This window comes from Corallococcus sp. AB032C, from assembly GCF_003668935.1.
GTDB lineage: Bacteria > Myxococcota > Myxococcia > Myxococcales > Myxococcaceae > Corallococcus > Corallococcus exiguus.
The window spans coordinates 1-20,484 of sequence record NZ_RAWP01000112.1 but is presented as its reverse complement, the minus strand read 5'-3'; the positions used below and the strand labels follow the sequence as shown (position 1 = coordinate 20,484).

Annotated in this window: 21 protein-coding genes; 7 read left to right on the top strand and 14 right to left on the bottom strand. The window is 69.8% G+C overall.

The window, feature by feature from the left end; genetic code table 11:
* Window positions 1–68: 68 nt before the first annotated feature.
* The 5 genes from D7X99_RS34575 to D7X99_RS34555 all read right to left on the bottom strand — a co-directional run bounded on the left by D7X99_RS34575 (window position 69) and on the right by D7X99_RS34555 (window position 5,018).
* A complete protein-coding gene (locus D7X99_RS34575) occupies window positions 69–635 on the bottom strand; it encodes a DUF1629 domain-containing protein (RefSeq protein ID WP_121781487.1) in 567 nt (188 codons plus the stop codon).
* 8 nt (window positions 636–643) lie between these two features.
* Window positions 644–1,978 (bottom strand): AHH domain-containing protein, encoded by a 1,335-nt coding sequence (locus tag D7X99_RS34570; protein ID WP_121781486.1) that lies wholly within the window; start codon window positions 1,976–1,978, stop codon window positions 644–646.
* A gap of 2 nt (window positions 1,979–1,980) precedes the next feature.
* Complete coding sequence (locus D7X99_RS34565) at window positions 1,981–3,123, bottom strand: lipopolysaccharide assembly protein LapB (protein WP_121781485.1); 1,143 nt, start codon at window positions 3,121–3,123, stop codon at window positions 1,981–1,983.
* Window positions 3,124–3,140: 17 nt separating this feature from the next.
* Window positions 3,141–4,172: a CsgG/HfaB family protein gene (locus D7X99_RS34560; RefSeq protein ID WP_233613950.1), complete on the bottom strand. Its 1,032-nt coding sequence runs from the start codon at window positions 4,170–4,172 to the stop codon at window positions 3,141–3,143.
* A gap of 63 nt (window positions 4,173–4,235) precedes the next feature.
* Window positions 4,236–5,018: an SDR family oxidoreductase gene (locus tag D7X99_RS34555; protein WP_121781483.1), complete on the bottom strand. Its 783-nt coding sequence runs from the start codon at window positions 5,016–5,018 to the stop codon at window positions 4,236–4,238.
* Window positions 5,019–5,149: 131 nt separating this feature from the next.
* On the opposite strand from D7X99_RS34555, the gene D7X99_RS34550 reads away from it, so the two are divergent.
* The 4 genes from D7X99_RS34550 to D7X99_RS34535 all read left to right on the top strand — a co-directional run bounded on the left by D7X99_RS34550 (window position 5,150) and on the right by D7X99_RS34535 (window position 9,468).
* Entirely contained in the window at window positions 5,150–6,679 is a 1,530-nt protein-coding gene (locus D7X99_RS34550; protein ID WP_121781496.1) for an acyl--CoA ligase, read from the top strand.
* Window positions 6,676–7,686: a 2-dehydropantoate 2-reductase gene (locus D7X99_RS34545; protein WP_121781482.1), complete on the top strand. Its 1,011-nt coding sequence runs from the start codon at window positions 6,676–6,678 to the stop codon at window positions 7,684–7,686. The genes D7X99_RS34550 and D7X99_RS34545 overlap by 4 nt, the downstream gene beginning before the upstream one ends.
* Before the next feature lie 156 nt (window positions 7,687–7,842).
* On the top strand, window positions 7,843–8,727 hold the full coding sequence (locus D7X99_RS34540; RefSeq protein WP_121781481.1) for a LysR family transcriptional regulator: 885 nt from the start codon (window positions 7,843–7,845) through the stop codon (window positions 8,725–8,727).
* Window positions 8,728–8,835: 108 nt separating this feature from the next.
* Window positions 8,836–9,468 (top strand): CHRD domain-containing protein, encoded by a 633-nt coding sequence (locus D7X99_RS34535; protein WP_121781480.1) that lies wholly within the window; start codon window positions 8,836–8,838, stop codon window positions 9,466–9,468.
* A 23-nt stretch (window positions 9,469–9,491) separates the two neighbouring features.
* Here the strand turns inward: D7X99_RS34535 and D7X99_RS34530 are convergent, their stop codons facing one another.
* The 3 genes from D7X99_RS34530 to eno are packed head-to-tail and all read right to left on the bottom strand — an operon-like array spanning window position 9,492 to window position 12,513.
* Window positions 9,492–10,376: a M23 family metallopeptidase gene (locus tag D7X99_RS34530; protein ID WP_233613948.1), complete on the bottom strand. Its 885-nt coding sequence runs from the start codon at window positions 10,374–10,376 to the stop codon at window positions 9,492–9,494.
* 44 nt (window positions 10,377–10,420) lie between these two features.
* A complete protein-coding gene (gene surE / locus D7X99_RS34525) occupies window positions 10,421–11,212 on the bottom strand; it encodes a 5'/3'-nucleotidase SurE (protein WP_121781495.1) in 792 nt (263 codons plus the stop codon).
* A gap of 2 nt (window positions 11,213–11,214) precedes the next feature.
* The gene (eno, locus tag D7X99_RS34520; protein ID WP_121781478.1) at window positions 11,215–12,513 is read right to left on the bottom strand and encodes a phosphopyruvate hydratase; all 1,299 of its coding nucleotides are present in this window, start codon (window positions 12,511–12,513) and stop codon (window positions 11,215–11,217) included.
* Between the two features lie 80 nt (window positions 12,514–12,593).
* Here eno and D7X99_RS34515 point away from each other — a divergent pair, with 80 nt between their 5' ends.
* The gene (locus tag D7X99_RS34515; RefSeq protein ID WP_121781477.1) at window positions 12,594–13,682 is read left to right on the top strand and encodes an ADP-ribosylglycohydrolase family protein; all 1,089 of its coding nucleotides are present in this window, start codon (window positions 12,594–12,596) and stop codon (window positions 13,680–13,682) included.
* Between the two features lie 105 nt (window positions 13,683–13,787).
* On the opposite strand, the gene D7X99_RS34510 is transcribed toward D7X99_RS34515, so the two are convergent.
* The 4 genes from D7X99_RS34510 to D7X99_RS34495 all read right to left on the bottom strand — a co-directional run bounded on the left by D7X99_RS34510 (window position 13,788) and on the right by D7X99_RS34495 (window position 16,279).
* Entirely contained in the window at window positions 13,788–13,967 is a 180-nt protein-coding gene (locus D7X99_RS34510) for a hypothetical protein (RefSeq protein ID WP_043321424.1), read from the bottom strand.
* Window positions 13,968–14,386: 419 nt separating this feature from the next.
* A complete protein-coding gene (locus D7X99_RS34505; RefSeq protein WP_121781476.1) occupies window positions 14,387–14,812 on the bottom strand; it encodes a type II toxin-antitoxin system RatA family toxin in 426 nt (141 codons plus the stop codon).
* Between the two features lie 48 nt (window positions 14,813–14,860).
* Window positions 14,861–15,826: a class II fructose-bisphosphatase gene (gene glpX / locus D7X99_RS34500; RefSeq protein WP_121781475.1), complete on the bottom strand. Its 966-nt coding sequence runs from the start codon at window positions 15,824–15,826 to the stop codon at window positions 14,861–14,863.
* A gap of 42 nt (window positions 15,827–15,868) precedes the next feature.
* A complete protein-coding gene (locus D7X99_RS34495; RefSeq protein ID WP_120599800.1) occupies window positions 15,869–16,279 on the bottom strand; it encodes a thioesterase family protein in 411 nt (136 codons plus the stop codon).
* A gap of 93 nt (window positions 16,280–16,372) precedes the next feature.
* On the opposite strand from D7X99_RS34495, the gene D7X99_RS34490 reads away from it, so the two are divergent.
* Complete coding sequence (locus tag D7X99_RS34490) at window positions 16,373–17,986, top strand: alkaline phosphatase family protein (RefSeq protein ID WP_121781474.1); 1,614 nt, start codon at window positions 16,373–16,375, stop codon at window positions 17,984–17,986.
* A 74-nt stretch (window positions 17,987–18,060) separates the two neighbouring features.
* Here the strand turns inward: D7X99_RS34490 and D7X99_RS34485 are convergent, their stop codons facing one another.
* Together D7X99_RS34485 and rdgC are read right to left on the bottom strand one after the other, a co-directional pair.
* Window positions 18,061–18,750 carry a hypothetical protein gene (locus D7X99_RS34485; RefSeq protein ID WP_121781473.1) on the bottom strand — a complete coding sequence of 230 codons (690 nt, stop codon included), beginning with the start codon at window positions 18,748–18,750 and terminating at the stop codon, window positions 18,061–18,063.
* Window positions 18,737–19,387, bottom strand: coding sequence for a recombination-associated protein RdgC (rdgC, locus tag D7X99_RS34480; protein WP_120599796.1), 651 nt, complete (start codon window positions 19,385–19,387; stop codon window positions 18,737–18,739). Before rdgC ends, D7X99_RS34485 begins: the two co-directional genes overlap by 14 nt.
* A 190-nt stretch (window positions 19,388–19,577) precedes the next feature.
* On the opposite strand from rdgC, the gene D7X99_RS34475 reads away from it, so the two are divergent.
* The coding region (locus tag D7X99_RS34475; protein ID WP_233613947.1) for a D-alanyl-D-alanine carboxypeptidase at window positions 19,578–20,484 on the top strand (907 nt) is incomplete at its 3' end.

Below are 20,484 nucleotides of genomic sequence, written 5' to 3'. Positions count from 1 at the left end.
CCTGGGAACAGTAGACCTATCCAATGCATGAGCCATCACCTCTGAAGATTTCCTGCAGCGCCCGGCAATCAGACTTCGGTGAACCGCATTCCCGTGGCGCGGATGCGTTCCAAGGCGAGCTTGATGTCCTCGGAGACGATGAGAGCAATGGACCATCCCTCCAACCGGAATACCTTGGCCTCACCGACCCGGGTTGGATCGATGTGCAGGTCATCCACGGCGTAGTACTTCCCGACCTTCTCAGGCAGTCCGTCCTCGGCGGTCCAGAATTGGACCCGCGAGCGCGGCTCGTCGATGCAGCGGATCAGCCGGGTCGCCACCAGGATGCGGAAGGGATCCTTTTCCCCTTCAACGTTGGCGAGAATGAGCTGAACGTCGTTGGGAGCCAGGTCCGCGAAGATGGCAGCGACACGACGACCGACAACCGGAACCATCGACGCGGTCTGGGTGAAGTCGAGCACCTGTCCGGGATGCTCGACCGGAATCCGAAGGCGCCCTTCGATCTGCACGCGATGCCCGCGATTGAAGATTCGAGCATCCTCCAGTTCCTGCAGACCCGCATCCATGGGGTCATCCAGGTGCCAGCGCCCAGGCCAAGAGGCGTCATCCGAGAGTTCAAAGAAGCGTGAGGTCATGGCGACAGTCAGGGTCGAGCACCTTGCGTCACAAGAAGGTTGAGGTCGGTTCCAGGAGTCGCGACCTCTCTGGCCAATCGCCGGAGGGCCTCCTCGAGTGCCGATCGGCAGGTCATCACCGTGCGGCACTCCTCGGTCGCCTCGTACAGGCGTTTGTACACGATGCGGTGATACTCCTCGGGATGCGGACCGCGATGGCCAGCGACCTCGACAACGTTCTCAGGGTCCTTCAGCTCCATCCCTGCCTTCTTGAAGATGCGCTGGAAGCGCGGCGTCCACGGGCCTCCGCGCAGGGTGGACACCTTGTTCCGAAGGGTCGCGAGGTGGTGCTTCTGACTTCCATCGCGTGACGACATGGCGACCGCGTTGGGCGCCAGCGCGATGGTGAAGCCATCCGCGGTCATGGCCACGGACCGCACGCCACCCATGCCCGCGTACACGTAGCCCGCCTGGGCCTCCACCGCGAGAGCAGCTTGCGCTGAGCCCGGGAGCATCGGAGTTTTCGCCGCGAGTCCCACCGTGTTGCCCACCGCCGCGGTGGCCAGCATCACGAAGACTCGCGCTGCGTTCTTCCCCAGCACCTTCCCGTAGCCCTCCCCTGCTTCGCGCAAATCATCGAACGTCAGTGCGCGGTCCGCCTGCTTCACCAGCGTCAACCACCCGTTCAGCAGGCCCCACACCGTGTCCACGCCCAGATACGCGATGGCTGTCGCGGTCATCAGCGCCGCGAGGCCCTTCGAAACGGGCTCGGGCAATGACCACAACAGCAGATACACGGTGACAGACGCCGTCACGGTGGCCAGCACTGCTTGCGGATTCACCACACCCCGCAGTGCCTCCGCCGTCTCCTCCCACACTGAGTCCATCGCCAACGCCAGGGCCAACGCATACCGCCCGTCGCTTCCGAGCAGCGGCCCCTCCTCCAACAACGACAGGCAGTCCCGCCCTTGCTTCTTGCGCTCGCACCAACGGCCGTAGGCACGCGTCAGCTCCGCCGACGCATCGTCCAGCAGGTGCAGCTCCCGCGCTTCCGCTTCCCCCAGGGGACGGATCCGATGCGTGCGGGCTTCGTACCCGAACACACCACTGCGTTCAGGCATACCGAACAACGTCCGCGCGTCTCGCAGCGGATGCGCGAACGGACGGACTTCGCGCGCGAGCGAAGAGACCGCCTCCTCGAACTCGTCCGCCTTCAGCTCCGCGTCCTCCAGCGGAGCCTCCTCTTCCACCTGGGGCGTCACGACAACCGGGTCCCCATGTCCAGTATCCAGGCGCACGAACCGGCCGGACGCGCAGCCCGTCAGGAGGACCAGCAACAGCAGGCACTGCCACCCACGAGGCATTCCTACGGGCACTTCACCACGCCACCATCCGTCGCCGCCGCGGCCACCCGGGCGCACGCGGCCTGCACGGTGGCCGTGTCCTTCAGGTCACGCGCGAGCCTCGCGGTGGACAACTGCAGCTCCGTGTTGTTCGCGTGCCCCGGCTCCGAGCCCAGGCTCGTCAGGATGCGCAGGGCGTCCTGCTTGCGCCCCATCACCGTGAGCAGGTCCGCCAGCGCCTGCATCTCCCCTACGTCCGCGCCCGAGACCGTCTCCAGGGCCTTCTGCAGCTCCCCTTCCGCCGCCGCTCGGGCATCCGTCGCCAGGTGCGCTCTCGCGAGCGCCACGTGCACGATGGCGCGGTCCTTCACCTTCAGGGACTCGCCGTAGGCCTTCAACGCTTCCTCGCGCTTGCCCAGCTTGAGCTGGATCTCCGCCACCAGCTCCCACAGCGTCGGATCCTTCGGCGACTTCTTCGCGGCCTCTTCGTACGCCGCCGCCGCTTCCGGCAACCGGCCCGCTCGCACCTCCGCGTCTCCCAGCGCCGTCAGCACCTCCGGCGTGCGCACGCCCTGCCCCGTCACCCTCCGCAAGAGCCCGAGCACCTCGTCCTGCCGCCCCTGCTGCGTCAGCACGTCCACCGCCCGCACCAGCAGGTCGGCCTTCGACGCGTCCGGCGCGGCCTCGGCCGCCTGCGTGAAGTCGCGCACCGCCTCGTCGTGGTCGCCGCGCTCCTCGGCCAGCTCGCCCAGCTGCTCCAGCGCGTTGAAGTCCTTCGAATGCAGCGCCAGCGCCTTCTGCAGCGACTGCCGCGCTTCGTTCTTCTTGCCCAGCTGCGCCTGGATGAACCCCAGCCGGCTCCAGTTGGTGGAGCGCTTCGCGTCCAACCGCAGCGCCACCTCGAACTCCTTCTCGGCCTCCTCCAACCGACTCATCGACAGGAGCACCTCGCCCCTCGCGGCGGGCAGGCGTGGATCCGCGGGCGTCAACGTCTTCATCTCGTCGAAGGACTTGAGCGCGGCGTCGAAGTTGCCCTTGAGGTACTCGGAGTTGCCCTGGAGGTAGAGCCCTTCCGCCTGGTCCTTCGGGTCGAGCTTCGGCGTTTCAGTGCAGGCCCCGGAGGCCAGCAGGGCGATGAGCGGCAGGGCACGCAGACGCGAGGACATGAGAGGCTCCGGAAGACTCAGAAGTGATACGCGATGCCGGCGTTGACATCGAAGTTGAGGCCGTCGCCCGCGCCGTCGTCCGCGAGCCCCAGCACCGCCTGCGCGATGTTCGTTCCCAGCTCCAACTGGAAGCCCACGTGGCCCGCCAGCAGGTACTCCAACCCCACGAATCCCACGACGGACGGCAGCGGGCCCGTACTCTGGAATATGCCGTAGTCGCCGAACGACAACTGCACGCCCAGGCCAAAGCCCCAGTACGGCCGCAGGTCCTTCTCCAGGCGGTGATAGTGCCGCGCCCCCACGATGCTAGGCAGCACGTTGAGCTCGCCCTCCTCGTCGCCGCCGGCATGCACCCAGGTGAAGCCGACCTGGACGAAGCCCTGCCATTCCGGGTGGAACCAGTAGCCCACCTCCAGGTCCAGGCCGGGATTCAACGACGACACCTTGTCGATGAAGCTGTTGTTGAAGCGCAGCCCCAACGTGAGCCCGCCCCCCGGCGACGACGCGACCGCGCCGCCCAGGAGCGGCCGGGCAGGAACGACCTCACCGGGCGACTCCAGCGCGATGCTCAACTCGTCGGACACGGCGAGGACCGCGCGCAGGAGCTCACCGTCCTCGGAGGCCTCCGTGCGCGGCCGCGCGAGGGTGCGGCCATCCCGCGTGTCCACGAGGCTCGCGTCGAGGAGGTACTGCCCCCCGAAGCGATCCAACCGGCCCGTGAGGACGTAGCGCGCGCCCGTCAGCGAGGACAGCTCCTGGACGCATTCGCCCTCCTCGCAAGGGGCGCTGTCCACCAGCTCCAGCTGGCGCTCAGTACCGACCCGCTGTTGGATTTCTCGCTGGGACAGCACGCGCAGCCGGGGCGACTCCGCGAGCCGGCCCGAGATGAGCGACGTGATGCCCTGCGCGGCATCCTTCCCCGCCGCGTTGGCCGCCAGGGGCAGGACCGCCACCGTGAGCGGCTCGGCGACGGCCGCACCCTCCTGGGCGAAGACAGGCGACGCCAGGGAGACAAAGCACGTGATGAAGAGCCGGGGGAGGCGGGACACGGCCGACACTCTACCCTCCTCCCGGCCCGCGCCCAGGCCTTCCGTGGCCGCTTCCCTGCCCGCTCACTCCTGCTGGTTGAGCTTCGCGGCGATGGAACGCACCACCGCGCGGGGGCTGACCCGCACCGAGAAGGCCGCCAGCCAGTTGAGCACGCCGTGGATGGAGACCACCCGTCCCTTCATCATCGCCGCGTAGGCATGGCCCGCGACCTCGGGCGCTTCCGCCACTCCCGGCCGCTTGAACAGGCGGGACTCCGCGTTGCCGGCGCGCCCGGCGAACTCCGTCTTCGTGGCGCCCGGACAGTGGCAGGTCGCCGTCACGCCCGTTCCCTCCAGCTCGAACGCGAGCGCCTCCGTGAACGACAGCACGAACGCCTTCGTCGCGTAGTACGTGGCCATGTACGGCCCCGGCTGGAAGCCCGCGGTGGACGCGATGTTGAGGATGCGCCCCTGCTTGCGCTCGCGCATGGGACGCGCGAACAGGTGCGTGAGCTTGAGCAGCGCGGCGCAGTTGACCTCCACCATCTCCGCCTCGCGCCCCAGGTCCTGCTCCAGGAACGGCCCGGAGGAACCGAACCCCGCGTTGTTGACGAGGAAGTCCACCGCGAGCCCCAGCTCCTGCACGCGCGCGAAGAGCTGCTCCGGCGCGGAAGCCTGTCCCAGGTCCGCCGGCAGCACGTGCGCCTTCACGCCGTGCGCCTGCTCCAGCCTGCGAGCCAGTTCCTCCAGCTTCGCCACGCCGCGCGCGACGAGGATGACGTCGTGCCCGTCCTTCGCGAACTGCTCCGCGAACTGAACTCCGAGCCCCGCCGACGCGCCGGTGATGAGCGCCACTTTCCGCGACATGGTGATGCCTCCCGGCGGGCCGATATAGCAGCACTCCGCGAGCAGAAGGCCCCGAGCCCGCGCACAAAGCGGTTGCCCCTGGGGATCCACGGCCATATTCGGATGAGGACCCCGAGGACGTGGAGCCCGGCATGGAGCGGATGGACACCCTCGAAGCACTGCTCGCACGCGGACGGACGGAGGACGTAGCGCTCGGTGCGCCCGGCAGGCAGGGCATGACGTACGGCGCGCTGCGGGACCTCACCGCGAAGGTCCGTGAGCAATTGAATGCGTGGGGCCTGGGACAAGGAGACCGTGTCGCGCTGGTGCTCCCCAACGGGCCGGAGATGGCGGCGGCCTTCCTCGCCGTGGCCAGTTCCGCGACGACCGCGCCGCTCAACCCCGCCTACCGCGCCGACGAACTGGCGTTCTACCTGGATGACCTCAAGGCTCGTGCCCTCATCGTGCTCGAAGGAGCGGAGGGACCGGCCCGCGAGGTCGCGCGCGCACGCGACCTCCCGCTCATCAAACTGCGTCCGACGCAGGAGGGGCCCGCGGGGCACTTCACGCTCGTGGCCGGGCAGCCGCTGTCGGGCACGGCGCATCGTCCTGGCCGCGCCGCTGCGGGCGACGTCGTGCTGGTGCTGCACACGTCGGGCACGACGGCGCGGCCCAAGCAGGTGCCGCTGACGCACGCGAACCTCAGCGCCTCCGCGCGGCACATCGGCGCGCAGTTGGGGCTGGGTCCCACGGATGCGTGCCTCAACATCATGCCGCTGTTCCACATCCACGGGCTCGTGGCGGCGGTGCTGTCCAGCCTGGGGGCCGGTGGCCGCGTGGTGTGCACTCCCGGCTTCAACGCCCTGCGCTTCTTCTCCTGGCTCGAGGAGGTCCGCCCCACCTGGTACACAGCCGTCCCCACCATGCATCAGGCGCTGCTGGAGCGCGCCCACCGCAACGCGGACAGCTTGAAGGAACACCGCCTGCGCTTCATCCGGTCCTCCTCCGCGTCGCTGCCGCCGCAGGTGATGGAGGAACTGGAGCGCGTCTTCGGCGTGCCCGTCATCGAGAGCTACGGCATGACCGAAGCCGCGCACCAGATGGCCTCCAACCCGCTGCCGCCGCGTTCCCGGTATGCAGGTTCGGTGGGGCTCGCCGCCGGGCCAGAGGTCGCCATCATGGACGACGTGGGCACGCTGCTGCCTCCAGATGCGTTGGGCGAAGTGGTCATCCGGGGCCCCAACGTCATGTCCGGCTACGTGAACAACCCCGAGGCCAACGTGCGCGCCTTCACCCACGGGTGGTTCCGCACGGGCGACCAGGGGACGCTCGACGCGCAGGGCTACCTGCGGCTCACCGGACGGCTCAAGGAGCTGATCAATCGCGGCGGGGAGAAGGTGAGCCCGCTGGAGGTGGACACCGTGTTGCTGAATCATCCCGCCGTGCAGCAGGCCGTGACGTTCGCCCTGCCCCACCCCAAGCTCGGCGAGGACGTGGCCGCCGCCGTCGTGCCTCGCGAGGGCCACACTCCCACCGAGCGCGAGCTGCGCGACTTCGTGGCCTCACGCGTGGCGGACTTCAAGGTGCCACGCCGCATCGTCTTCCTCACGGAGCTGCCCAAGGGCCCCACCGGCAAGGTGCAGCGCATCGGGCTCGCGGAGCGGCTGGGGCTCACGTCATGAGGATCGCCATCTTCGGTGCGGGCGCCATCGGCGGCTTCCTGGGCGTCAAGCTGCTCCAGGCCGGCGCGGACGTCACCTTCATCGCGCGAGGCGCCCACCTGGACGCGATGCGCACCCACGGCGTCACGCTCACCAGCGGCGGTGAGACCGTCACCGTGCGTCCGCATTGCACGGACTCGCCCGACGACGCGGGCCCGCAGGACTACGTCTTCCTCACGCTCAAGGCCCACGCCCTGCCCGCCGCCGCGCCTCAAATCGCCCGGCTGCTGGGCCCGGAGACGGCGCTCGTCACCGGCATCAACGGCGTGCCCTACTGGTACTTCCACGGACTCGAAGGCCCGTACGCGGGCCGCCACGTCGAGAGCGTGGATCCCGGAGGCGTCATCCTGCGCACGCTGCCTCCCGAGCGCGTCATCGCCACCGTGGTGTACCCGGCCGCGGAGGTCGTCTCCCCCGGCGTCATCGTGCACACGTACAACGACCGCGTGACGCTGGGCGAACCCGACGGCAGCAAGAGCCCGCGCGTGCAGGCCCTGTCGCAGCTCATGATGAAGGCCGGACTCAAGTCGCCCGTGCGCCCCCGAATCCGCGACGAAATCTGGGTGAAGCTCTGGGGCAACCTCGCCTTCAACCCGCTGTCCGTGCTCACCGGCGCGACGCTCGACGTCCTCTCCCGCCAGCCGGACCTGCGCGCCGTGGCCCGCACGATGATGCTGGAGGCGCAGGCCGTGGCGGAGGTCCTGGGCACGCGCTTCCTCATCGACGTGGACCAGCGCATCCAAGGCGCGGCCCAGGTCGGCGCGCACAAGACGTCCATGCTCCAGGACCTGGAGCGCGGGCGGCCCATGGAGATTGACGCGTTGCTGGGCGCGGTCGTGGAGCTGGGCCAGCTCACCGGCAAGCCCATGCCCACCTGCGAGAACATCCTGGCCCTCGTGCGCGAGCGAGCCCGCCACGCCGGAGGCTACCCGCCCCGCGCGACGCCACCCGCTCCCGAGGAGGCCTAGCCCTCAGCGCGTCCAGTTCCTCCTTCTCCGCCTGCCGCAGCTCCAGTCCAGGTCGGGACCGCCCTTCTTGCAAGTCCCTGGTTGACCTGCGGATGCTCGCTCGACGGGAGGAGCGGCGGCGCGGGCCTGGACGGTCCGCTCCGGCGTGTCGAGCGCATGGACCTGGAAGAGTTGCGTGCCTTTGTCGGCGTCGCGGAGACGGGCTCGTTCCTGGCCGCGGCGGACATGCTGGGGGTGTCGAGGACGACGCTGCGGCGTCGCGTCGAAGCGCTGGAGGCTCGCGCGGGAGTGCCCCTGCTCAAGAGCACCCGAACGGGCGTGGTGTTGACGGAGGCGGGCGAGGTGCTCGCCCGTCGCGGCCGGCTGATGATGCAGGAAACGCGCGCCCTGGTGGCCTCACTGCGCGAGGTCGGGCAGGCCCCCGCGGGGCTCTTGCGCGTGGTGTTGCCGGTGGGCCTGCCGCCACACCTTCTGTCTCCGCTGTTCGGCTTGCTGCGGAGCACCTATCCACTCCTGCGGGTACACGCATGCTTCAGCGACCATCCGCTGGCGGAGCCGCTCGACAACGTGGACCTCGCGGTGCACTTCGGGGAGGACATGCCCCGGGGCCCCTGGATTTCCCAGGTGGTGCTGCGAATTCGTGAGCGCCTCTGGGCCAGCGCGGACTACCTGCGTCAGCGCGGCCTGCCGGACTCCGTGGAGGCCCTGCGGGGCCACGAGCTCTTCTCCTGGCAGGGCCCGGGGGGCGACGCATGCCTGTGGCCCCAGCTTCGAGGCCCCGCGTTCCAGGTGGAGCCCACCCTCATCTCCACGGACATCCATCTCATCCGGGCGTGCTGCCTCGCGGGGCAGGGCATCGGGCTGATTCCCAGCGTGGACCTGGCGGACCCGGGCGAGGTGGAGGGGGCACTGGTCCCCGTGCTCGCGGACGTCGTGGGGCGTGAACAGCCGCTGCGCGTGAGCGTCCCGGAGGCGCTCAGCGAGGTTCCGAAGATCCGGCAGGTGCTCGAACACATCCGTCAGTTCATCGCGCCGCTGTGAGGCGCGCCCGTGGACAGAAGCCGGTCATCGGGTGGCCACCTTTGGCCATCCCCAGGGCCAGGCGTCCACGCTACGCCATGGGGCGTTCCCTTCGTGCTGGAGTCCGCCATGCGAATCCCCATGTCCCTGACCCTCGTCCTGACCCTCGGCGCGCTGTCCTCCCATGCAAAGGACCCCGCGCTCGGCGCGACGACCTTCACCGTCTATGAAGCCTTCCTCAGCCCCGCCCAGGAGCCCGGCGAGGAGTCCGAGACCCCCAAGCTCCTGCAGAAGAGCCTGGGGGCCACCGCGCCCTCGACGCCGAGGGAGCAGCGCATGTCCCGGGGCCACGGGGTGCTGCGCTTCTCCAAGGACCTGACCCGGGCCTACGTCGAGGTCGAGATGACCGGCGTCAATCCCGCCGACATCCTCATGTTCCACATCCACTGCGGCCCGCCGGGCGTCCTGGGCCCCGTGGTGGTGGATTTCGGCGAGTCGGGCAACCTGACGAAGACGCTCGCCAACGGACGCTGGTCCGTGGAGCTGACCAACGCGAACATCACCTTCGTCAAGGACATGAAGGGCATGAAGTCCGGGCTCCCGGAGAGCTGTCCGGCGGAGCTGGGCTTCCTGGCCCAGACGCGGACCCTGGCCGGGCTGGAGTCGCTCGCGCGCAAGGGCGTGCTCTATTTCAACCTGCACACCAAGGCCCATACCTACTACGGCGAGATGCGCGGACAGCTCTACGCCGTCCAGCCCTGAGCGCCGCCCGCGGCCGAAGCGACCTAGTCGTTCGCGGACGGCATCACGCCCAGGTACTCCAGCGGATCCGCCGGCTTGCCGTCCACGCGCACCTCGAAGTGGACGTGCGGGCCGGACGTGCGGCCGGACTCGCCCACCGTGGCGATGACCTGCCCGCGCCGGACCTTCTGCCCCGTCTTCACGCGCAGGTCGCGGTTGTGCGCGTAGAGCGTAATCAGCGGCGCCGCGTGCTCCACGATGACGATGAGGCCGTAGCCCTTCTGCTCGCCCGCGTAGAGGACCGTGCCCTCCTGCGCCGTCTTGACGGGCGTGCCCGCGGGCGCCGCCAGGTCGATGCCGTCGTGCGGCTCCTTGCCCTTCTTGCCGAAGCGGCCATACAGCACGCCCCTCAACGGCCAGTCGAGCATCCCTTGCGTCGCGAGCCTCGGACGCGACGGCGCGCCCGGACGCCCCGACACCACGCGCGCACGCGGCGGATCCTCGCGGCGCGACACCGCCGGCACCGAGCGGCGCGGCGTGGACACCGGCGCCTGCCCCGGCGTCGAGAGCACCAACTCCGGCTCCTCGTCGGACAGCGGCCCCGGGTCGCCGTACTTCGGCGGCTCACTGCCCGGAATCAGCAGGTCCTTTCCCACCGCGAGCTCACGCGGATCCTTGATGCCGTTGGCCCGCGCCAGCTCCTCCACCGTGATGCCGTACGTCTTGGCGATGCGGTACATCGTCTCGCCCGCCGCCACGCGGTGGCGCACCGCCACCAACTCCGGCTCCTCGTGCGTGGGCCTCAGCGCGAAGGCGAGCGGATTGCCGTCACGCGTGGAAGCAGGCAGCGCGCCCGTCGTGTCCAGCTGCGAGGAGGAAGCGGCCTGGGTGCCCACGCAGCCGCTGAACAGCGCGGCCGCGAGCAACACCCAGAGCGCCCTGCCCGCTCGGCTGGAGCCGCCCGGCACCAACCTCAGGCACCGCCGCCCGAACCGTGCCGCTTGAAGCCCTGCAGGTTCCACCCCGAGAGCTCGGGGATGCGACCGTGGTCGGTCATCTCGAAGTGCAGCGGCGTCACCGACACGCGCTTCTCGTCGAAGACGGCGTTGCAGTCACTGCCCGGGATGTCCTCGTGCGCGTACTCCGTGCCGCCAATCCAGTAGTACTTGCGGCCGCGCGGGTCCTCCTTCTCCACGACGTTGTAGCCGTAGGAGTGCCGCCCCTGCCGGGTGATGACGTAGCCGTCCGGCTCCACGCCCCCCGGGATGTTCACGTTGAGGAGCATCCGGGGAGGCAGGGGCCGAGACAGCGCCTCCGTCACCAGCGACCGCACGAAGCGGCCCGCCGGCCCGAAGTCGAACGGCCCCCGCGTCACCAGGCTGAACGCGATGGCCGGAATGCCCAGGAACGCGGCCTCCATGGCCGCCGCCACCGTCCCGGAGTACGTGACGTCGTCCGCAAGGTTCGCGCCGTGATTGATGCCGGAGACCATGAGCTGGGGACGATTGTCCTTCAGCAGGTGGTTCACCGCCAGATACGAGCAATCCGTGGGGGTGCCGTCCACGGCGAACCACCGCTCGCGCACCTCCTTGATGCGCAGCGGCCGGTGCAGGCTGATGGCATGGGAGGCGGCGCTCTGCTCGCGGTCAGGCGCCACCACCCACACCTCGCCCAGGGGGCTCACCGCCTCCACCAACGTCTGCAGCCCTTCGGAGAAGTAGCCGTCGTCGTTGGAGACGAGGATGCGGGGGCGCGAAGTGCTCACGGTCACTGCTTCTTCGCGAGCGAGCGGAAGGCGGACCGGCCCGCGTACCGCGCCCCGGCGCCCAGCTCCTCTTCAATGCGCAGGAGCTGGTTGTACTTGGCCACGCGGTCGGACCGCGACGCCGAGCCCGTCTTGATCTGCCCGCAGTCCAGCGCCACCGCCAGGTCCGCGATGGTGGTGTCCTCGGACTCGCCGGAGCGGTGGCTCATGATGGACGTCATGCCCGCCTTGTGCGCCATGCGCACGGCGTCGAACGTCTCCGTGAGCGAGCCGATCTGGTTCACCTTCACCAGGATGGAGTTCGCGGTGCCGGTCTCGATGCCCCTGGACAGGCGCTCCACGTTGGTGACGAAGAGGTCGTCGCCCACCAGCTGCACCTTGTCACCCAGCGCGTCGGTGAGCTTCTTCCAGCCCTCCCAGTCATCCTCCGCCATGCCGTCTTCAATGGAGATGATGGGGTATTTCTGGGACAGGCCCCGGTAGTACTCCAGCAGGCCCTGCGAGTCGTACTCCTTGCCCTCGCCCTTGAGCTTGTACTTCTTGGAGCCCTTGTCGAAGAACTCGCTCGCGGCCACGTCCAACGCGAGGAAGAGCTGCTCGCCCGCCTTGAAGCCCGCGGCGTCGATGGCCTCCATGATGAGCTTGAGCGCCTCCTCGTTGGCCGGCAGGTCCGGGGCGTAGCCGCCCTCGTCGCCCACGCCCGTGGCCAGCTTGCGGGCCTTCAAAATCTTCTTGAGCGCGTGGAACACCTCCGCGCCCCAGCGCAGGCCCTCCGCGAACGTCTTCGCGCCGGCGGGCACCACCATGAACTCCTGCACGTCCACGCGGGTGTCCGCGTGCGCGCCGCCGTTGAGGATGTTCATCAGCGGCACGGGCAGCGTGCGCGCCTGCAGGCCGCCCACGTAGCGGTACAGCGGCAGGCCGTGCGCGTCCGCCGCGGCGCGCGCGGTGGCCATGGAGACGGCGAGGATGGCGTTGGCGCCCAGCTTGGACTTGGTGGGCGTGCCGTCCAGCTCGATCATCCGCTGGTCCACCGCCACCTGGTCCACGGCGTCCATGCCGATGAGCGCCGGCCCGATGGTGTCGCGCACGTGGTCCACGGCCTTGCGCACGCCCTTGCCCAGGTAGCGGCCCTTGTCGCCGTCGCGCAGCTCGTGCGCCTCGTGCTCGCCGGTGGAGGCGCCGGAGGGCACCGTCGCGCGGCCACGCGAACCACCCACGAGCAGCACTTCGGCCTCCACGGTCGGATTGCCACGGGAATCGAGCACTTCACGCGCCAGGATTTGAGCGATCTCGGTCATAGGGCGCCGGTTCTACGAAGCACGGGCGGAACGGGCAAGCACGCTCGCACAGGCCGCCTGCTACAGTGTCCAGCCGCCGAATGCCTCCTCCTCCCAAGCGCCGCGTCACGGGCCCCGACCCGCTCCCCGGTCAGCGCGCCCGGGGCGCCCTCCTGGGCCTCGCCATCGGCAACGCCCTGGCTGTCCCCACCGCCGGGAAGCCCTTCTATGCGCCGGCCTTCCCCCAACTCGCCGAGGGGCCGTACCAGGGCATGCACGGAGGCGGCCCGCACGACCTGCGCAAGGGGCAGGTGACGGAGCCCACCCAGCTCGCGGTGGCGCTGGCCCTCAGCCTGCGCGACATGAAGCGCTACGACGCGGGGGACGCCCTCAAGCGCTACCGGGCCTGGCAGTCGCACGCCATCTCCGTCAGCGACCCCATGAAGGAGCTGTTCCAGGAGTGTGACGCCAGTCACCCGCCCCAGGTGAAGGACGCCGGCAAGCGCGTGTGGCAGAAGAACTTCCGGCGGCTGGCCCCCGCGGGCGCCCTGCCGCGCGTGGTGCCCCTGGGCGTGCTCCTGACGAAGGACTCCTTCGCCCTGGCGAAGGCGGCGCTGGAGGACACCGCCCTCACCCACTTCGACCCGCGCAGCCAGCTGGCCGGCGCGGGGCTGTGCGCCGCCATCGCCAAGGCGGTGACGGGCGGCCCGAACCTGAAGGCCGCGGACCTGCTGCCCGCCGCGGAGGTGGGCATCTCCCTGGCGGCCGCCGCCCTGGGGAAGCAGGAGAAAGATTACGTCCAGGAGGTGGCCTTCGCCGCGAAGCTCCTGCGCGAGGACCTGGCCCTGGCGGCCCAGGACGACCCGCAGCTCTACGGCCCGGAGCTGCACATGCACCGGCCCGGCAATAACGCGGTGCGTGCAGCGTTCCGGCTGGCCTTCTGGGAGCTGCTCCACGTCCCCACCGCGGAAGCGGCGCTCCTGGACGTCGTCCACCGGGGCGGCGACACGGAGGTCCACGCCTCCGTCACCGGGGCGCTGGTGGGCGCCTTCCACGGCGAGGGGGCGTTGCCGGAGGAGTGGCGTGAGAAGGTCCTCCTGGCCCTCCAGCCCTACAACCCCCTCCAGAAGGGGACGGTGCTGTGGGAGGTGTACCACCCCCGGCACCTGCTGCTGCTGGCCCCAGGGTGAGGAGGCCCGCAAGTACGAAGCCCGCGGGGGCTGTCCGTTGAGGGACAGCCCGGCCGCGGGCTCCGGGACACGCCGTGGCTCCGGGGCCACGGGTGGGATGGGTCATCAGCCGAGAAGGTCGATGACGACGACGCCTCGTGACGGCTTCTCTTCCTCGGTGTCCGTCCTCCGGTGGGGACGGTCATCGGGTGCAGGCAGTGGGAGCTCCACCACCGGCCGCTCGTAATCCTCGCGGCGGAGCCGCTCGCGGCGCTTGATTTCTTCAATGATGAACGCGTCGAGCATGGGTTCGGTTTCTCCCTCAGCCTACGTACCCCGATGTACGCCCGCCGTCCCGCCCCCTTACCACTTCCACATCTCTTTGATGCAAATTAAGAACCCCGGTTTCTTTCTGGGGATGGTGCCCTGATTCCGCATGGCTGCTCGTCCACCTCCTGACATCCGGGACAGTGCAACCGTGCCACGGATGTCAGGGAAGTGTCCGTGGACGTTCAAAATTCGCATGATCCTAATGCGCCCGCCGCGCGCCGCAACACGACCCACTTCAGGTGGCCCCCCACTGCTCGCGTGGCACGGCTCCAGCCGAAAAGGGCCCGCCCGCCTTCCTGCTCCCTTGCACGGCACGGGCCGTACGGGATGACAGGCAGGCGGGCGGAAAACTGACGCGCGACGTCAGGGGTGACGAAAGCGGTCGACGAAAGCCGTCAGGGGGCTTCCGCGCGGCGCTTGAAGGCCTCCAACATTTTGGGGAGCTGGGTTTCCGTCAGGGTGTTGATGATGGCCTTGGGGATGAGGGCGCCCAGGGCCATCTCCACGTTGTAGGTGGCGCGCGTCTTGCCCTCGCCCTCGGGCTCCAGCGTCCAGCTGCCCTTGTTGTCCTTCATCACCTCACCCTCGACGAAGGTCCAGGACATGCGCTTGGGGCGCTCCTCGGTGACGCGGATGGTGTAGCGGATGCGCTTCACCACATCGACCTCGTAGTGCACCTGGACGGTGTTCCCCTGGCGCTGGGAGGTGGAGACCTTCTTCACCTCCGGGAGGAACTCCGCGTAGCGGTCGTAGTGGGTGATGATGTCGAAGACCTTCTCGACGGGGGCGTTGATGGTGATGGTGCGCGTGGCGCCGGCCATGACGGTGTCTCCGGAAGGCTTGAGGAACGGGCGAGGCTGCCGGACAGCTTACGGCGCGTAGCCCGGCTTCTTGTCGAACTTGTGGATGGACTGGATGAAGCGGACGGTGCCCGTCTTGCTGCGCATCACGACGGAGTGCGTCTCACAGCCGCCGCCGAAGAAGCGCACGCCCTTGAGGAAGTCGCCGCTCGTCACGCCCGTGGCGGCGAACATCACCTCACCGCGAGCCAGCTCCTCCGCGGTGTAGATCTTGTGGATGTCGGTGATGCCCATCTTCTTGGCGCGGTCGATCTCCCCCTGGTTGCGAGGCACCAGCCGCCCCTGCAGGTCGCCGCCGGTGGCGCGGATGGCGGCCGCGGCGATGACGCCTTCCGGCGCGCCGCCGATGCCCATGAGCACGTCCACGCCGGAGCCCTCGAAGCAGGTGGCGATGGCGCCCGCCACGTCACCGTCCTCGATGAGGCGCACGCGCGCGCCCGCGGCGCGGACCTCCTTGATGAGGTCGGCGTGGCGCTCGCGGTCGAGGATCATGACCGTGAGGTCCTCCACGTAGAGCTTCATGCGCTCCGCGATGGCGCGCAGGTTCTCCGTGGGGGACTTCGTCAGGTCGATGGCGCCCTTGGCGCGCGGGCCCACGGCGATCTTCTCCATGTACGTGTCGGGCGCGTTGAGCAGGCCGCCGTGGCTGGACATGGCCACGACGGAGATGGAGCCCGGGCGGCCGTAGGCGCACAGGTTGGTGCCCTCCAGCGGATCCAGGGCGATGTCCACCTCGGGGGCGCCGGCGGTGCGGGCGCCCACGCGCTCACCGATGTAGAGCATGGGCGCCTCGTCGCGCTCGCCCTCGCCGATGACGACCGTGCCGTCGATGTTCAGCGCGTCGAAGGCGCGGCGCATCGCGTCCACTGCGGCCTGGTCGGACTCGTCCTTGTTGCCGCGGCCCATGAGGCGGGCGGAGGCGATGGCCGCCATCTCGGTGACGCGCACGACCTCCATTGCCAGGTTGCGATCCATTGTCGGGTGCTCCTCGTTCGGGAATTCGGGAAGGGAAAAAGGTCAGGTGTCGGAGTCGTCCGCGGCCTTCAGGCGGGCGATGGCTTCGGGCAGCCGCTGCGGTTTGCCGTCGCGCCCCACGCAGGCGTGCATGGTGCGGCCGGTGCACAGCAGCGTGGGGGAGTCACCGTCGCGCAGCAGCTCGTAGGTGAACACGAGTGACGCGCGGCGCAACTCTCCCAGGGTGGTGCGGATGAGGAGCATGTCGTCGTAGCGCGCGGACGCCTTGTAATGGGCGCTGGCCTCCACCACGGGCAACAGCAGCCCGGTGCTCTCCAGTTCGCGGTAGCTGCCTCCGTGGGCACGGAAGAACTCGCTGCGGGCGAACTCGAAGTAGCGGAAGTAGTTCGCGTAGTAGACGACCCCCATCTGATCCGTGTCGCCGTAGATGACGCGCAGCCGTGCCTCGACCATTGAGGCGCCCATATCAGGGCGGGGTGACGTGTCCAAGCGGTGGGCGCGCATGTTGGTTGCTTCTGTTCATCCGGCCGGAGAGGCTGCCGCACCATGTCGCGCCTGATTGCCGCCCTCCTCGTCCTGTTCGCCCTGCCCGCCTCCGCCAAGGCCCCGAAGCTCACGCTGTTCATCAGCGTGGACGCCATGGGCAGCGACGTCCTGCTGAGAAACCGTCCTCGCCTGACGGGGGGCCTGGGCCGGTTGCTCTCCACGGGCGCGTACTACCCCTACGCCCGGTACGCCTACGCGGAGGCCCGGACGGCGCCGGGACACGCCACGCTGGCCACGGGCGCGAACCCCTGGCGCCACGGCATCGTGGACAACGACATCTACGACCGCGCGGCGGGCCAGGCGGTGCAGGTCTACACGGACCCGACGCATCCGGTGCTCAACGGGGAGACGCCCCCGGGGTCGGACACCAGCCCGGTGAACTTGCTGGCGGAGACGCTGGCGGACCGGCTGCGCGTGTCCACGCAGGGCCGGGGCAAGGTGGTGGCGCTGTCCTACAAGTCGCGGGCGGCCATTCCGCTGGCCGGGCGCCAGGGCCAGGCCTGGTGGTTCGACGAGTCGACGGGCCGGATGGTGACGAGCACCTGGTACGCGAAGGCGGAGCCCGCGTGGATGCAGGCGTTCAACGCGCGCAAGCTGCCGGACGCGGCGTTCAGCAAGACGTGGGAGCTGTTGCGTCCGCGCGCCGAGTACGTAGGCGAGGACGACCGCCCCATGGAGCCGGAGGCCTACGGCATGGGCCGCGTGTTCCCGCATGAGCTGAAGGGCGGGCTCCAGGCGCCCGGGCCGGCGTCGTACCGGGCGTTCGCGGTGTCGGGGTTCTCGCATGACCTGCTGGTGCAGGCGGCGAAGGCGGCGCTGGAGGGCGAGGGCCTGGGCAAGGACGACGTGCCGGACATCCTGGCGGTGAGCTTCAGCGGCACGGACGCGGTGTTCCACGCGTTCGGGCCGTACTCGTGGGAGATGCAGGACACGATGCTGCGGTTGGACCAGGCGATGGGAGAGCTCATCGCCGCGGCCGAGCGCGCGGCGGGGGGCAAGGCGAACCTGGTCATCGCGTTGTCAGCGGACCACGGCGGCGCGGAGATTCCGGAGGCGTGGGCGCAGGCGGGCGTGCCGGCGGCGCGGCTCAACCCGGTGGAGGCGGCGAAGGGTCTGGCGCAGGAGCTGAAGGCGAAGTTCGGCGTGGACGTGACGGTGAAGCTGCTGGAGCTGGACGTGTACCTGGCCGGCAAGGCGCTGGAGTCCGGCCAGGTGGACGCGGTGGCGGTGCGGCGCGCGGCGGCGGCGTGGCTGGCGAAGCAGCCCTATGCCCTCTGGGCGGTGGCGAAGGACGACCTGGACACGGCGCCGGACCAGGGAGGCCTCATGGCGGCGATGCGCCGTGGCTACTACCCGGTGCGCAGCGGCGACGTGCTGTTCATGGCGAAGCCGTTCCAGGTCGTCAGCGATTACCCGCGCGGCACGAACCACGGCACGCCGTATTCCTATGACACGCAGGTGCCGGTGGTGTTCGCGGGCAAGGGCGTGAAGCCGGGGCTTTATCTGGAGGAGATCAACCCCGTGGACGTGGCGCCCACGCTGTCCGCGCTGCTGGAGATGGGGATGCCCGCATCGGCGGAGGGCAAACCGCGGGTGGAGGCGCTGGTGAAATGAGTCAGCGGCGCCGTCCCACGCGAGTTGAACGCGTGGGTCGGCGGCGCGAGTACGGCGGACCCCAGCCGGATGTTTCAGCCCCGGGCGGCGCGGGCGTCACGGCCCTTGGCGCGGGCGGCCTTGGAGAGCAGGTCGCTGCCCTTCTCCTCGCCCTTCATCCACGCCTTCAGCGCGGGCACCACCTGCTTGCTCCAGGCGCGGCCGGCGCGCACGGCCAGGAAGTCCTGCACCAGCGTGTCCACGATGGCGGAGAGCTGCTCGGTCAGCTCCAGACGTTCGGAGAGCTGATCATCCTCTTCCTCCGTCATGAGCGCGGGCAGCTTGGCGGCGCGGATGTCCAGGAACTCGGAATCCAGCGTGACTTCGTATTCGCGCTCGCCGTGCGAGATGCGCAGCCGCGCCTGGGACACCAGCAGGCCCCGGTCCAGCGAGTGGCGCACGTTCTCCGAATACGGCGCCAGCGTGCCCTTGGCGCTCATCTCCGTGACGTCGCCCGCCACGCCGCGCAGCACCACCTTGCCCAGGTAGAGCACCACCACGCCCGCGCCGGCGTGCTCGACCAGCGGGTCGCCCGACTCCGAGCGCCACAAGAGCCACGTCATGAACTCGCGGCCCAGGTAGGCCCGGCCGCGCAGCAGCTGTTCGCGGGCCTTGCCCTTTTCGACTTCGGCTTCGTCCTTCTCCTCCTCGGTGGCGGCACCATCCACGCCGACATCGCCCCGAGCGAACGCCGCCTCTTCCCTCGCCTGCTCACGCTTCGCCATGGGTGTCCTCCACCGAAGCCGTCGCCGGCAGCTCCATGCCAATGAGCTCCGCCGTGGGGCCCAGGGCCTTCTCGTCGATGCCCGCGCGCTGCGCCATGGACGCGGGCGTGATGCCAATCACCTTCACCGCCAGGGCGCCTTCCAGCGCCACGCAGATTTCATCCACCGTCTTGCGCGACGCGGCCCAGACCTGCACCGTGTGCGTCTTCAGGTTCCACGTCACGTCCAGCGTGCTGGTGCGCGGCACCGCGCGCTGACGCAGGAGCTGCTTCAACTCCGCGCGCTGCTTGTTCTTCTCCGCGCGCGCGGGCGGCCGGCCGTTCTCCTTGCCGAAGGCGGCGGACCACTTGTCCAGCTCCGACTTCATCATCGACGCGGGCACCTTCAGCGTGTCGATGCGGAAGGAGAACAGGGCGTACTCGCCATAGTAGAGGTTGCCGGTGGCGAACTCGGAGGACTCCGGGTTCTCCAGCTCGACAAAGCCAGCGGCGCGCTCCTCCTCGGAGCGGCGGTCGATGGGCTCGAACGCATGGGACTTGAGTCCCTTGGTCATCCAGCGCTTGACGTCGGACGGCGCATCCTTGGCCGGCTCGGTCCGGAAGCGCGAAAAGGTCACTGCACCACGTAGGACAGGCATGGGGCGCGGCAGGATGGGGGTCGCGTGGCGTCGCGTCAAGGCACTCGGTGTGGCTGGACGCGAAGGGCCGGGAATAGCCCCCGGCGATATTCGTTTGGCCGGGCTCCGTCCAACCGTGCACGTCTCCGCCCCACCCCGCTGGCGGGAATCCATGACACTCCCAGGCACGCGACATACGGTGGCCGCCGCCATGCGCCGCGCACTCCTCTCCGCCAGCGTCGTTGCCCTCTTCCTGTCCGCCTGCACCCACACGGCCGCCACGCCGGACGGAGCCCCGCGCGACACGCTGCCTGGAGTCACCCGGGCCCTGCTGGAGACCCTGGAGGCGGACGGCGCGCTCGCGGGCGCGTACGTGGTGGACGCGCGCACCGGCGAGCCCCTCTTCACCCACCGCGAGAACGTGCGGCTGTTGCCCGCGTCCACCATGAAGGTGGTGTCCACCTCCGCCGCGCTGTCCGCGCTGGGAGCGGACTTCCGCTTCACCACCCCGGTCTTCCTGGAGGGCTCGCAGGCGGGAGGCCTGTTCCTGGGCGACGTGGTGGCGCAGGCGTCCGGGGACCCGTCGCTGGGCTCGTGGCGCTTCCCGGAGACGGCGCTCGCGTGCGACCGCGTGGCGGAGGCCTTCCAGGCGCGTGGCATCCACCAGTGGCGCGGCAACGTGCGCATCTCCGGCACGGACGGCATGGACGGCGGCATGGGCCCGGGCTGGGCCTGGGATGACGCGGCCTATGCCTACAGCGCGGCGCCCACGCCCTTCGTCTTCCGCGAGAACGTGGTGGACCTGGCGCTGGCGCGCGCCCCCGGCGCCACCTGCGCGGACGCCCCTTCTGTCCAGTGGACCCCCACCTTCGCCACGCTGTCCGCGGTGGTGAACGTGGACGTCAACGCCGAGCGCGCGAACCTGGCCTGCGTACGCGGCGGCGGCGGAGTGCGCTGCACGTGGCGCTCGCCCACGGGCGGGCCGTGCCCCCAGGCCGCCGCGGTGAAGCTGTCCGTGGACGCGCCGGAGGCCCTCTTCGCCGCGTGCGTGGACGACGCGCTGACGCGGCACGGAATCACGCGGCTGCCGCTCTCGCTGGAGGCCCCCACCCCGCCCC